Annotated in this window: 13 protein-coding genes, 2 tRNA genes and 1 pseudogene; 11 read left to right on the forward strand and 5 right to left on the reverse strand. The window is 60.1% G+C overall.

The genetic code is table 11. The annotated features are described in order from the left end of the window. Nucleotides 1-27: 27 nt before the first annotated feature. The 5 genes from QNO18_RS17365 to QNO18_RS17385 all read left to right on the forward strand — a co-directional run bounded on the left by QNO18_RS17365 (nt 28) and on the right by QNO18_RS17385 (nt 4194). Nucleotides 28-675, forward strand: a complete 648-nt coding sequence (locus QNO18_RS17365) for a TetR/AcrR family transcriptional regulator (protein WP_283178702.1) — start codon at nt 28-30, stop codon at nt 673-675. After that, entirely contained in the window at nt 662-1351 is a 690-nt protein-coding gene (locus QNO18_RS17370) for a hypothetical protein (RefSeq protein WP_283178703.1), read from the forward strand. The genes QNO18_RS17365 and QNO18_RS17370 overlap by 14 nt, the downstream gene beginning before the upstream one ends. Then, nucleotides 1318-2751, forward strand: coding sequence for a prolyl oligopeptidase family serine peptidase (locus QNO18_RS17375; RefSeq protein WP_283178835.1), 1434 nt, complete (start codon nt 1318-1320; stop codon nt 2749-2751). The genes QNO18_RS17370 and QNO18_RS17375 overlap by 34 nt, the downstream gene beginning before the upstream one ends. Before the next feature lie 133 nt (nt 2752-2884). Continuing rightward, on the forward strand, nt 2885-3118 hold the full coding sequence (locus QNO18_RS17380; RefSeq protein WP_283178704.1) for a LysR family transcriptional regulator: 234 nt from the start codon (nt 2885-2887) through the stop codon (nt 3116-3118). Continuing rightward, nucleotides 3109-4194: a recombinase family protein gene (locus tag QNO18_RS17385; protein ID WP_283178836.1), complete on the forward strand. Its 1086-nt coding sequence runs from the start codon at nt 3109-3111 to the stop codon at nt 4192-4194. The genes QNO18_RS17380 and QNO18_RS17385 overlap by 10 nt, the downstream gene beginning before the upstream one ends. On the opposite strand, the gene QNO18_RS17390 is transcribed toward QNO18_RS17385, so the two are convergent. Then, nucleotides 4153-4228 (reverse strand) — tRNA-Arg (locus tag QNO18_RS17390). The genes QNO18_RS17385 and QNO18_RS17390 overlap by 42 nt on opposite strands. A gap of 302 nt (nt 4229-4530) precedes the next feature. Here QNO18_RS17390 and QNO18_RS17395 point away from each other — a divergent pair. The 3 genes from QNO18_RS17395 (at nt 4531) to QNO18_RS17405 (ending at nt 7112) form a co-directional block, all read left to right on the forward strand. Further along, a protein-coding gene (locus QNO18_RS17395; protein WP_283178705.1) for an IS3 family transposase occupies nt 4531-5633 on the forward strand; the annotation gives its coding sequence in 2 pieces (ribosomal slippage) (nt 4531-4792 and nt 4792-5633; 1104 coding nt in all). A gap of 214 nt (nt 5634-5847) precedes the next feature. Next, nucleotides 5848-6631, forward strand: a protein-coding gene (locus QNO18_RS17400; RefSeq protein ID WP_283178706.1) for an IS5 family transposase whose coding sequence is annotated in 2 segments (ribosomal slippage) — nt 5848-6195 and nt 6197-6631 — 783 coding nt in all. Because the reading frame shifts where the segments join, the coding sequence is not laid out codon by codon here. Between the two features lie 19 nt (nt 6632-6650). Further along, entirely contained in the window at nt 6651-7112 is a 462-nt protein-coding gene (locus QNO18_RS17405; RefSeq protein ID WP_283178707.1) for a hypothetical protein, read from the forward strand. Nucleotides 7113-7196: 84 nt separating this feature from the next. On the opposite strand, the gene QNO18_RS17410 is transcribed toward QNO18_RS17405, so the two are convergent. Further along, a tRNA-Gly gene (locus QNO18_RS17410) sits at nt 7197-7270 on the reverse strand. Between the two features lie 167 nt (nt 7271-7437). Between QNO18_RS17410 and QNO18_RS17415 the strand changes: the two genes are divergently transcribed. Together QNO18_RS17415 and QNO18_RS17420 are read left to right on the forward strand one after the other, a co-directional pair. Next, nucleotides 7438-7776 carry a DUF952 domain-containing protein gene (locus QNO18_RS17415; protein ID WP_283178708.1) on the forward strand — a complete coding sequence of 113 codons (339 nt, stop codon included), beginning with the start codon at nt 7438-7440 and terminating at the stop codon, nt 7774-7776. Nucleotides 7777-7786: 10 nt separating this feature from the next. After that, nucleotides 7787-8848 carry a quinone-dependent dihydroorotate dehydrogenase gene (locus QNO18_RS17420; RefSeq protein WP_283178709.1) on the forward strand — a complete coding sequence of 354 codons (1062 nt, stop codon included), beginning with the start codon at nt 7787-7789 and terminating at the stop codon, nt 8846-8848. Between the two features lie 19 nt (nt 8849-8867). On the opposite strand, the gene QNO18_RS17425 is transcribed toward QNO18_RS17420, so the two are convergent. Genes QNO18_RS17425 through QNO18_RS17435 form a run of 3 tightly spaced genes read right to left on the reverse strand, consistent with a single transcriptional unit; the run spans nt 8868 to nt 10329 of the window. Beyond that, complete coding sequence (locus tag QNO18_RS17425) at nt 8868-9461, reverse strand: YdcF family protein (RefSeq protein ID WP_283178710.1); 594 nt, start codon at nt 9459-9461, stop codon at nt 8868-8870. Nucleotides 9462-9511: 50 nt separating this feature from the next. Beyond that, nucleotides 9512-9652, reverse strand: coding sequence for a hypothetical protein (locus tag QNO18_RS17430; protein WP_283178711.1), 141 nt, complete (start codon nt 9650-9652; stop codon nt 9512-9514). 38 nt (nt 9653-9690) lie between these two features. Beyond that, entirely contained in the window at nt 9691-10329 is a 639-nt protein-coding gene (locus QNO18_RS17435) for a TetR/AcrR family transcriptional regulator (RefSeq protein WP_283178712.1), read from the reverse strand. A gap of 123 nt (nt 10330-10452) precedes the next feature. On the opposite strand from QNO18_RS17435, the pseudogene QNO18_RS17440 reads away from it, so the two are divergent. Further along, nucleotides 10453-12473, forward strand: a pseudogene (locus QNO18_RS17440) (NADH:flavin oxidoreductase); the annotation flags it as partial.

A 12473-nucleotide genomic window follows, 5' to 3' on the forward strand; every position in this document is an offset into this window, starting at 1 on the left:
AATGACACTTAGTGACAGGATAGAGCGATGAAGCAGTCTAAGATGGAAGAGGCACGGCTTGCCGTAGCACGCCATGCGGCTGAACTGTTCTGGAGTGATGGTGTAGAGAACACCAGTGGGGATGCGATTGCTAAGGCAGCGGGTCTCTCCAAGCGTACTGTCTGGCGCTACTTTCGCTCGAAAGAGGCATGTGTCGAGCCGCTTTTCAGAGTTGCCGGACTTCGCTTCATTGAATTTCTGCGTAATTGGCCGCCCGATCTGTCAATTGAAGCCTACATGCGCGACACCTTGGGCTCCATGCTGAAGACCGAGCAGGAAATCAGTGATGGCATTGCTGTCGCTCGGCTCTTCTCGCGGATGCGGTTAGAACCTGCGCTCAGATCAGCATATCTGATGGCAAGCTCCCAAGGGGAGGACGATCTCGTTGCGATCATCGCCGCGCGGTCCGGTCGTGCCTGTGATGATTTCGACGTCAGGCTTTGCGCGGCCGCTGCGATGGCGGCAGTGCGCATTGTCGACGAAGACATCTGCACCGCCACCTTCATGCATGGCCGTCATTTTGAACACCACGAAGTCTGCGACCGGATGGCGGCTGCCATTCGTGCGGCGGCTACTCTCCCGATCTGCGATCCAGTTAACACCGCCCCAAAACGAGGCCACAATGAAATATCCTGATACCCCGCGCACAGAAACAGTCGAGCAGCATTTTGGGATTGAGGTAGCCGATCCTTACCGTTGGCTGGAAGGCGACGCGCGCAGGCATCCCGATGTTGCCGAGTGGGTCCGCAAGCAAGATGATCTGGCGCGAACATATCTATCTCGATTGCCAGGCCGCAGTTACTTTCGCCACAGGCTGGAAACTCTCTTTGATCATGCCAGGCTTACAGCTCCTGAGAAGCGTAAGAACCTGTACTTCTTCACCCGGAATCCCGGATTGCAAAGTCAGGATGTTCTGATCGTCCGAGAGGGTTTGCACGGCGAGGATCGAATATTGCTTGATCCAAATGAGTGGTCAGAAGACGGCACGGCGGCACTAGCGGAATGGGCAGTTTGCGAAAATGGACGCTATGTAGCCTTCGCCATGCAAAACAGTGGTAGCGACTGGCGTACCATTCGCGTCCTTGACGTTGAGGAAGGAACCACCCTTAGCGATGAAATCATCTGGGCGCGCTATACCAAACTCGCTTGGGCGCTCAACGGGACCGGCTTCTTCTACTCTCGTTTCCCCGAACCACCAGAGGGGGAGCTTTTGAAGCGCCAATCACAGACCATTCCATCCTTTTCCATAAACTTGGCACGACGCAAGATGAGGATCGGCTGGTTCATGAAACACAGAATGGCCAGTTGCTAATCCAGACGATTAGCGTAACGCCAGACCAGCGCTATGCCGTGATCTCATCATCGCCCGGCGCTGGCGGTAATGCCCTTTCCATCATTGATCTTAAAAGTCCGGATTGGAACTTACGGCCCATCGTTTCTAATTACACCCACAACTGGGTCGTCATCGGAAATAGCGGCACGCGGTTTTTTCTAGCAACTGACGAGGGGGCCGAGTTGGGAAAAGTCGTTACGACTGACCTCTCAGCACCCGAACTGGAGTTTTCGGACCTTATCAAGGAACAGGAAAACCGGACGCTGATAGATGTCGTCCTACTTGGCGGCCATCTTCTAATTACTTATCTCACCGACGCGAAATCAGAGACTGCTCGGCACAACCTTGATGGAACCTCTGATGGCGCAATCGAGCTTCCGGGTATTGGCTTGGTTAGCGGCTTCCGAGGCTGCCCAAACGATGACGAAGCCTTCTTCCTGTTCACAGGCTATAATGCGCCGACAACTATCTATCGCTATGAAATAGCGCAACGCGATCTGTCAGTTTGGGCAAAACCCGAAGTCCCGATAGATTTAGATCGCATCACCGTCGAGCAGCATTTCTACAACTCCAAGGATGGCACGCGGATCCCAATGCTTGTCGTCCGCCGTGCTGATGTCCAGCCGCCTGCACCAACCATCCTTTATGGCTATGGCGGCTTCGGCATCAGTATGGTGCCCTATTACTCGCCTGCTATTTTGGCTTGGGTCGAGGCGGGCGGTATCTATGCCATCGCCAATCTACGAGGCGGAGGAGAATACGGGAAAGCGTGGCATAACACCGGTCGCTTGAAAAACAAGCAAAACGTTTTTGATGATTTCATTTGTGCCGCAGAGTATCTGAGGCGAGAAAGTATCTCTGCTACTAACGGGCTGGCGATTCAAGGCGAATCCAATGGTGGACTTCTTGTTGGAGCCGTTCTTAATCAGCGGCCGGACCTCTTTTCTGTAGCATTGGCTGGCGTTGGCGTTATGGACATGATCCGCTTTGGCCGTTTCACCAATGGTCAGTTCTGGATCGGAGAGTATGGTGATCCAGAGGACGAGACGGATTTCCATAACGTCCTATCCTACTCGCCCTATCACACAATCCGCCCTGGGAGATGCTATCCGGCAGTCCTCGTAACGACAGCTGACACAGACGATCGCGCCGTACCAGCCCACAGCTTCAAGTACCTGGCGGCTCTTCAAGCAGCTGATAGCGGAGATAAGCCGATTATACTTCGGGTCGATACGCGGGTCGGCCACGGAGCTGGCAAACCCGTCGCAAAGCAGATTGACGAAGTGGCCGATCAATGGGCGTTCGCCGCACACTGGGTTGGTTTGGTAACGCCTACTGACCATGACTCAGCACACGAACCCCAGCGGATCAAGCAATAGCTTTCGAATGAAGACCCGCAGGCAATAAGCGAGAGGCCAATGCCATAGTCGCTATGCATTAGCTTTCGCTCAGGGAGGAGACGCAGTCGCAATGAGAAGGCGGCCCAAAGCAAATACTCGAGGGGGTGCGCCGTTGTCGATATTTGACGGCATATTCCCTATGGCCAGCCTAATTCAAACACTTGCGGTCGCCGAACACTTGAATTTCCGCCACGCGGCGAACGCGCTCGGCGTCGCGCAATCCAGCGTCAGCGCCCGTGTGAAGGCACTGGAGGAAGACCTTGGCATCCTCCTGTTCGAGCGCCATGCTCGAAGACAAAGAAGAAACTGGAGATCGACCCGCTGCACGCCGACACGGTGCGGCTGATCTATCGGCTATTCCTCGAAGGCGACGGCAACTCCGGCCCGCTGGGCGTCAAAGCCATCACCTGCTATCTCAACGAGCGCCGCTTCTTCACCCGCGACGGCGGGCGCTGGGGCCTCGCGCAAATCCACGCGATCCTGACCCGCACGACTTATATCGGAGAGCACAGGTTCAACAGGCGCTCGCACAAAAACCGGGAAAAGAAGCCAGAGAGTGAAGTTTCAATCATGGCTGTTCCGCCGCTGATCGACCGTGAGATCTTCGATACGGTGCAGGCTCGCTTGAAATCCCGCAATCCCATGGTGACGCCTTCACGTATCACCAGCGGTCCCACGCTCCTGACCGGCATCTGCTTCTGCTCCAAGTGCGGCGGGGCGATGACGCTCCGCACCGGCAGGGGCAGCGCAGGCGGAACCTATCGCTACTACACTTGCTCGACGAAGGCGCGGCAGGGCAAGACCGGCTGTGCGGGGCGCACGATCCCGATGGACAAGTTGGACGATCTGGTCGCGGGCCATCTCGAAGATAGGCTCCTCCAGCCCAAGCGACTGGAAACCGTCCTCACCAGTCTCCTCGACCGTCGAGAGGAGCGGACCGAGCGCCGCCGCGAACATCTCGCCGAACTCAATCGCCGAATCACGGAGACGGACCAGCGGCTCAATCGGCTTTACGACGCCATCGAAGCCGGCCTCGCTGATCTCAACGATTCGGTACTGAAAGAGCGCATGGTTGGTCTCAAGGCGATTCGGGATCAGGCTGCGACCGACGCCGAACGCGCCCAGGCCACGCTCGACACTACCGGCAGTCAGGCGATCACACCGGACATGATTGAGGGCTTTGCCAATGTCGCTCGCGAAAAACTGCGGCTTGAGGGAGGCGGTTATCGGCGGGATCACCTGCGCGCGCTGGCGCAGCGTATCGAGGTCTCCGATACCGAAGTTCGCATCATGGGATCGAAATCAGAACTCTTGCGAACCCTTGTCGCCGCTTCAAGCGTGAAATCGGCGGTTTCTGGCGTTCATAGTTCTGTACTGAAATGGCGCTCCCGGCAGGATTCGAACCTGCAATCTGCGGTTTAGAAGACCGATGCATTATCCGTTATGCTACGGGAGCCAAGCCATTATTCTATCCACTAAATGAAAGGCTAAAGCTAGTGCTTACAGCTCCGCGCTCCCGGTTTCCGCGCCAGTTCCCCGCCGCAGTGGCCCAAATTCGGGAGCTATCCCGGAAATTTATGCCTTATTTTTCATACTCGTAGGTGGATTCGGGATGTTTTAGGGTGAACATTCTGCTCTATCCAGTTGAGCTACGGGGCCGACAAGACTTGATACATGTGCTCTGCCCCCTGGAAACTGGACCGTCTTAAGCTTGAGTTTTCGGCTAGTTTTCCCTGGCTGGGAGAGGAGCTGAAGACGATGAAGGCATCGAAGTTCACGGAAGCGCAGAAGGCGTTCATTCTGAAGCAGGGCGAGGAAGGCACGCCTGTTGCCGAGATCTGCCGCAAGGCGGGGATCAGCCAGGCCACATACTTCAACTGGAAGAAGCGTTATGGCGGGTTGCTTCCCGATGAGATGCGGCGGTTGAAGGCGCTTGAGGACGAGAATGCACGGCTGAAGAAGATCGTGGCGGACCTGACGCTCGACCGCGAGATGCTGCAGGACGTCATCCGCCGAAAGCTCTGAGGCCTGTCCGGACGCGCAAGCTTGTTGACGGGCTTCTGGTTGACTGGGGTGTCTCGATCCGACGGGCCTGCCAGGCGCTGCGGTTCGACACTTCGAGCTACCATTACAAATCCCGTCGCACCGGGCAGGCCGGCCTCGAACTGCGGATCCGCGAGATCTGCGAAACGCGTGTGCGCTATGGCTACCGGCGCATCCATGTGCTGCTGCGGCGGGAGGGCTGGCAGGTGAACATCAAGAAGACACGCAGGATTTACAATGAGCTGGGCCTGCAGCTGCGCAACAGGCATCCGAAGCGCCGGGTGAAGGCGAGGCTGCGCGAGGACCGACAGGAGGCCTCCGGACCGAACGAGGTCTGGGCGATGGATTTTGTCCATGACCAGCTCGCCCTGGGCAAGAAACTGCGGATCCTGACCATCGTGGATATCCATTCGCGTTATTGCCCGGCGACGGATCCCCGATTTGCTTACCGGGGCGAGGATGTGGTTCAGACGCTCGAACGGGTCTGTCGGCAGATCGGCTACCCGCAGACGATCAGGGTCGATAACGGCAGCGAGTTTATCTCCCGCGACCTGGATCTGTGGGCCTATGCCAATGGTGTCACATTGGACTTCTCCCGACCGGGGAAACCCACCGACAATGGCTTCATTGAGGCGTTCAACAGCAAGCTGCGGGCGGAGTGCCTGAACGCCCACTGGTTCATGGACCTTGCGGATGCGCGCGAAAAGTTGGAGGCTTGGCGCAGAGACTACAACGAGGTCAGGCCTCACAGTGCGATCGGTTACAACGTGCCGATCAACCTGCATATTCCCGGTGGCGCAGCCAGCCCGCCTCCGTGATCAGAGCCGCGAAACTCCAGATCGCGGCGGTCCTAACCAGGGGAGCAGAGCACATGCTCATGAGTAGGTTCGCAACGGTTTGGCCGAAAACGGAAGCATCTGATTTTGTTGCTTTCTTGAATGGGCCAGCCCAGATCTCGCTAACTAGGTCGTGTTGACCAAAGGGATTCCGCTTGCAGGCGTCCGATGATTCTAGCTCATCTCTACTTGGGAGATGGGCTTGGCGCGCAACCTGATATCCGACGATGAGTGGGCCTTCTTTGAGGGCTTCATTCGTGGCGTCCGACACCCGAATGGGCGGAATCCTGCGGATCATCGTATTGTTCTGAATGGTATTTTCTGGGTCGCAAGAGCCGGCGCGCCTTGGCGCGACCTGCCCGAAGAGTTCGGCAAGTGGTCCTCAGTCTACCGGCAGTTCCGCCGCTGGACGCTCGCAGGGCTGTGGGAGGACATCCTGGACGCGCTGAACCACGCTGGGACCGCGCCAGACAAGCTCCAGATGGTTGATAGCACTGTGATCCGCGCCCATGATCATGCGGCAGGCGCAAAAGGGGGACTGCTGACAAGAGGCTCCTGGCCGTTCGAGAGGTGGGTTCTCGACCAAAATCCATCTCCGGGTCAACGGTGCGGGCCTCCCGATGAGGACCGAGATCACGCCGGGGCAGGATTCCGACTACACCGGCTATGATCTGGTGATGGCCGACAACCTGCCGCAGCCAGCAGTTCTGGTCGCCGACAGGGGCTATGACTCTGATAAAATTCGGGAAGACATCGAGAGCCGCAACGCCCTGCCCATGATACCGATGCGAAAGAACCGAAGGGTGCGCAAGGCTGTCGACATGACCATCTATACCCTGCGCAACATGGTCGAGCGCTGCTTCAACAAGCTGAAAAACAGCCGCAGACTGGCAACCCGCTATGACAAAACCGCAGACAGTTTCCTCGGCTTCGTAGACGTTGCCTGCATCAGGCTATGGCTTCGCCATTTGTCAACATGACCTAGCAAGGATGCTCTCTGTGTCTTCTGAAGCCTTTGCCGGCAAAGCAAACTTCCTGTCCCAAGCCGAGATCTGCGCACAGTCCCGCTACACCCGGGAGTTCATGTCGATGTTCGACAACATGGAAGAAGGAGCCGCTCTCTGGGCAGCATTGAGCTGTCCTTGTGTCCGACCGCTGTTGGAACTCCAATTCAATGGAGCTGTGAACGCCGCTGTTGGACTTGTGCTCCAGGCTTTTGGCTATGCTCGCACAGATGAAATTTATGCAAAATTCAAATCGAAGAAGGCAAAAGAATTCAAGGTGATATCAATCTGCCCAGAGCGTCACCCGCCGGCCACGTGCTGGCACAAGAACGTTGCTCGCAATACCGGATCGTGGCCATTCATGGTTACACCCAGGCGAAAACCTCAAAGCTGTATTCCAAAGGCGTCGAACGGTGGCGCCTTGCTTGCGATGCAATGGCCGCGATTGAGGCAATGAACTGGTAAATGTCTCAGAGCGGGTTTCAACTTGGGACACGTCCGCACTTACAGCGCTGTAAATAATCCACTATTTTCCATGAAATGGAGCGGGCGGCGGGAATCGAACCCGCGTCTCCTGCTTGGAAGGCAGGGGTCTTACCATTACACAACGCCCGCATCTGCTGCCTCACCCTTAAGGGCCGCCGACAGTTTTCTTCAGATAGCGGGCTTCGCGCGCTTGTGCAAGCGGGGCAAGGTGGTTTCTGCACAACCCGGGCCCTCAACCCCGGTTTTTTGCCGGTTTTCATTTGACGCAGCCGCCCTTCGGGTGCAGGAAGCGCGCCATGCTCATCCTCAAGATATTCCGCCGCCCCGAATGGGATGCTTTCCGTGCCGCCGGCGAAACCGCCGGAGCGCCGGTTGATCTCGCCGATGGCTATATCCATTTCTCGACGCCCTCACAGGCGGCGGAAACAGCGGCGAAGCATTTCAGCGAGGAAAGCGACCTTGTACTGGTGGCCTGCAATGCCGACCGCCTTGCCCCCGATCTGAAATGGGAGGAATCGCGGGGCGGAGCGCTCTTCCCGCATCTCTACCGCAATTTGCGGCTGGCTGATGTGGTCTGGGACAAATCGCTGCCGCTGGGCGCGACCGGCCATATCTTCCCCGAAGGCCTGATCTGAGGAAAACACCATGAGCCTGATCGAACGCGCCGGCCTTTGCCTTTTGCACCGGCTCGATCCCGAACGCGCCCATGGGCTGTCGCTTTCCGCGCTGCGCGCCGGGCTGGCCCCTTTGCCCGGGCTGGTGACCTCGGCGCGACTCGCGACCGATCTGGCGGGACTACTGCTGCCCAATCCGATTGGCCTCGCGGCGGGCTATGACAAGAACGCGGTGGCGATCCAGGCGCTGTCGCGCGCCGGGTTTGGCTTTGTCGAGGTCGGCGCCGCGACACCGCGCCCGCAGATCGGCAATCCGCAGCCGCGCCTCTTTCGCCTGACCGAAGACCGTGCCGCGATCAACCGCTTCGGGTTCAACAATGAGGGGATGGGCGCGATCGCCGCCCGGCTGCAGGCGCGCCGCCCCGGGCCGGTACCGGTGGGCCTGAACCTTGGCGCCAATAAGGATTCCGCCGATCGCGCGCAGGATTTCGCGAAAGTCCTGGCGACCTGCGGGCCTTTCGTAGATTTCGCCACCGTCAATGTCTCGTCGCCCAACACCGAAAAGCTGCGCGACCTGCAGGGGCCGGCGGCGCTGCGGGCTCTGCTTGCGGGGGTGATGGAGACCCGCGCCGCCCTGCCCCGCCCGATCCCGGTCTTCCTGAAAATCGCCCCCGATCTGACCGCTGAAGACCTGGCCGAGATTGCCGAAGTGGCGGTGAGCTCGGGCCTTTCGGGGATCATTGCAACCAATACCACGCTGTCGCGTGAGGGCCTGGCCAGCGGCCATAAGACCGAGACCGGCGGGCTGTCGGGCGCGCCTTTGTTTGAACGCTCCACCCGGGTTCTCGCGCAGCTGTCGCAGCTGACCGAGGGCCGGATCCCGCTGGTCGGGGTCGGCGGGGTCGGCTCGGCCGAACAGGCCTGGGAGAAAATCCGCGCCGGTGCCACGGCGGTGCAGGTCTATACGGCGATGGTCTATGAAGGGATCTCGCTGATCGGCCGGATCGCGACCGGGCTTGATGCGATCCTCGCGCGCGAGGGCTTTGCCTCGGTCAAGGATGCGGTCGGCAGCGGTCGGGGAAGCTGGCTCTAGGCCTTCAGCGCCCCCGCCCTCAGCGCCCGGTCAGGCTGTAGGCCAGCAGCCCGACATATTCCTTTGCCGCAACATTCAGCTGCCGCAGGTTATAGGCGAAATCCCAGCCGACACCCCAGCGGAAGGGCCGCACCCGGAAATCCACCGGCCAGGGCAGGATTTCCGTCCAGCCGGCGGCGCGGAAAGTGCGGACCGAACGCTCCATATGAAAGGCCGAGGTTACGAGGATCCAGGTCTCGCCAGGTTGCGGCTGCATCATCTCGTAGCTGAGACGCGCATTTTCCGCCGTATTGCGCGAGGCCGATTCGATCACCAGCTGCGCGTGCGGAATGCCCTGTTCCAGAAAAAAGACGCTTGCGGTGGTCCGCTCCGGCGGCACCCGGATCGCCTCGGTATTGCTGATCGAGCCGCTCCCGCCCGTGAAGAGCAGCCTTGCCTCGGGGTAAAGCTTCGCAAGTCGCACCCCTTCGGTGAACCGTTCAGCGGCTTCGTTAAAACGCACCTGCGGCCCCTGGACGGTCCAGATCCCGTCTTCGGCACCGCCGAGAACGATGATTCCTGTGACCGTTTCCGGCAGGTCCGGAATCGGGTGGCGTTCCTCCAGCGGCCGCATCGCCATATCGCCGACCGGCAGAATCGCGACGCTCAGCGCAAAACCCAGTGTCAGGCCCAGAGACCAGCCCGCCAGGCGGCGCCTGCCGAGGAGAAGGCCGAGTGCGGCCAGAACCAGCCCGATGAAAAGCCAGCTCTCGGGCCGATAAGACCCCAGATAAGTTTCGAAGCGATGAAGAAAAGCGTGTCCATGGGTGTCTTCTGCCCCGGTCGGGGCACGCGGGCAAGCCTCAGCCGGGCGGAGAGAACCCGTGACGGGCCTGAAATCGCGCCAGCTCCTCCGGCCCGGGGCGCGCCCCGCCGGAAAAGATCGCGACATAATCGGGGATGCGCCGCATCCTTTCGGCAAGGCTTTCGCTGACCTGCATCGAGATATATCCGATCTGCGTCAGATAGATGGCGCGGGCGCGCACATCTGCCTCATGGGGCACATGGCCCCAGCGGATCAGCATGGCGCAAAGCGCATCGAGGCGTTGCTGATCGGCCTCGCGGATGCGCCCGGCGATATCGGGATCCTGCAACCCCCAGCCCCGCACCGCGAATTCCAGCCGGTCATCAAACACCGCCCGGTCAAGAAAAAGCGAGATCACATTCAGATGCGCCTCGGCCTCCGACGCCGCATAAGCATCACAGGCCGCCAGCAGCGGGACGGTGGTGCGCGCCTCCCAGCGCTTTGCCAGCCCGGTCAGCAGCGCCTGGCGATCCTTGAAATGCCAGTAAAAACTGGTCCGGGCGAGGCCCAGCTGCGCGGCGAGCGGCAGGATTCTGACCTGATCAATGCCGCCCTCTATCAGCGCCGCATAGGCCGCTTCGAGCCAGATTTCCGGCGAGCCGCGCCAGCCGGTTTCGGGAATATCGCCTGTCTCCATGGCCAGATCCTAGCCGGTGCGGTCCCCTGGCGCAATGCAATGTTCACTCATGACCTTAAACTTGACACATGTGAACATTTCTTTCATCCTTGCCACCAAACAGGTCCAGCAGGTTTGCCCGATATGTCGAATGATCCCCTCCTCCAGCCCTTTCAGCTGAAACATCTGACGCTGAGAAACCGGATCATGATCACCAGCCATGAACCGGCCTATCCCGAGGATGGGATGCCGAAAGGCCGCTACCGCGCCTATCATGTCGAACGCGCCAAAGCCGGGGTTGCGCTGACGATGACTGCGGGTTCGGCCAGTGTCGCGCGCGACAGCCCGCCGGTGTTCAACAATATCCTCGCCTGGAAAGATGAGGTGGTCGGCTGGATGAAGCAGATGGTCGATGAATGTCACGACCATGGCGCGGCGGTGATGATCCAGCTGACGCATCTCGGCCGCCGCACCCGCTGGGACAAGGGCGACTGGCTGCCGGTTCTGGCGCCCTCGCATGAACGCGAGGCGGCGCATCGCGCCTTCCCCAAGCGCATGGAAGACTGGGACATCGCCCGCGTGATCCGCGATTTCGCCGACGCGGCCGAGCGGATGAAGGCGGCAGGCGTCGACGGGATCGAGCTGGAAGCTTACGGCCATCTGCTGGAACAGTTCTGGTCGCCCCTGACCAATGATCTCGACGCGCCTTATGGCGGCGATCTCGACAACCGCCTGCGATTCACCTTTGACGTGCTGCGCGCCATTCGCCACCGCTGCGGGCCGGATTTTATCGTCGGGCTGCGCTATACCGGCGACCAGGATCTGAAAGGCGGCATGGGTCCGGGTGAGGGGCTGGAGGTCTCGCGGCGTCTGCGCGACAGTGGGCTGGTCGATTTCCTGAATGTAGTTAAGGGCCATATCGACACCGATCCGGGCCTTACCGATCTGATCCCGGTCCAGGGCATGCCCTCGGCCCCGCATCTTGATTTCGCGGGCGAGATCCGGGCCGCAACCGGGTTTCCGACCTTCCACGCCGCCCGCATCCCCGATATCCCGACCGCCCGTCATGCAATTGCCTCTGGCAAGCTGGATATGGTCGGCATGACCCGCGCGCATCTCGCCGACCCGCATCTGGTCCGCAAACTGCGCGAGGGGGCGAGGACGATATCCGCCCCTGTGTCGGCGCGAATTACTGCCTTGATCGCATCTATCAGGGCGGCATGGCGTTCTGCCTGCATAATGCCGCCTCGGGCCGCGAAGAAACGATGCCGCATGACATCCCCCCCGCCCCGGTGGCAAAGCGGGTGACGATCATCGGTGCCGGCCCCGGCGGGATGGAGGCCGCGCGGGTGGCCGCTGCCCGGGTCATGCCGTCACCGTGCTTGAGGCCGCCGACCGGGCCGGTGGTCAGGTCCGCCTGACGGCCCAGGATGCGCGGCGGCGCGAGATGATCTCGATCATCGACTGGCGCATGGCGCAATGCGCAGCGAAGGGGGTGACGTTTCGCTTCAACACGTTTGCCGATCCCGAAACAGTGCTGGAGACCCGGCCCGATGAGGTGATCATCGCCACCGGCGGCCTGCCCCATACCGAAGTGCTGGAGGCCGGGAATGACCTGGTGGTCTCGGCCTGGGATATTCTTGCGGGCGATGTGAAGCCGGGGGCGAGCGCGCTGATCTTTGACGATGCGGGCGATCATGCGGCGCTGCAGGCCGCCGATCTGATCTCGGCCAGCGGGGCAAGCGTCGAGATCGTGACGCCGGACCGCAGCTTCTCGCCCGAGGTGATGGCGATGAATCTTGTGCCCTATATGCGCAATCTGCAAAAGCGTGACACGACCTTTACCGTGACCTGGCGCCTGATGTCGGTCACGCGCGAAGGCAACCGGCTGCGCGCCGTTTTAGGCAGTGATTACGGCGACTTCCGGCGCGAACGCCTGGTGGATCAGGTGGTGGTGAACCATGGCACAAGGCCGCTTGACGATCTTTATTTCGCGCTGAAACCGCTGTCCTCGAACCTGGGCGAGGTGGATTACGAGGCGCTCTCGACCGGAGGGTTTCAGACATTGCGGCCGAACCCGGAAGGCGCCTTCCGCCTGTTCCGGATCGGCGATGCGGTGGCCGCGCGCAACACCCATGCGGCGATCTATGACGCGCTCAGACTTT

The organism is Gemmobacter sp. 24YEA27 (assembly GCF_030052995.1).
GTDB lineage: Bacteria > Pseudomonadota > Alphaproteobacteria > Rhodobacterales > Rhodobacteraceae > Pseudogemmobacter.

Coding starts and splice junctions, on each gene's coding strand:
- QNO18_RS17365 (WP_283178702.1), top strand. CDS start 28: ATGAAGCAGTCTAAGATGGAAGAGGCACGGCTTGCCGTAGCACGCCAT.
- QNO18_RS17370 (WP_283178703.1), top strand. CDS start 662: ATGAAATATCCTGATACCCCGCGCACAGAAACAGTCGAGCAGCATTTT.
- QNO18_RS17415 (WP_283178708.1), top strand. CDS start 7,438: ATGCTCATCCTCAAGATATTCCGCCGCCCCGAATGGGATGCTTTCCGT.
- QNO18_RS17420 (WP_283178709.1), top strand. CDS start 7,787: ATGAGCCTGATCGAACGCGCCGGCCTTTGCCTTTTGCACCGGCTCGAT.
- QNO18_RS17425 (WP_283178710.1), bottom strand. CDS start 9,461: ATGCGGCCGCTGGAGGAACGCCACCCGATTCCGGACCTGCCGGAAACG.
- QNO18_RS17430 (WP_283178711.1), bottom strand. CDS start 9,652: ATGGACACGCTTTTCTTCATCGCTTCGAAACTTATCTGGGGTCTTATC.
- QNO18_RS17435 (WP_283178712.1), bottom strand. CDS start 10,329: ATGGAGACAGGCGATATTCCCGAAACCGGCTGGCGCGGCTCGCCGGAA.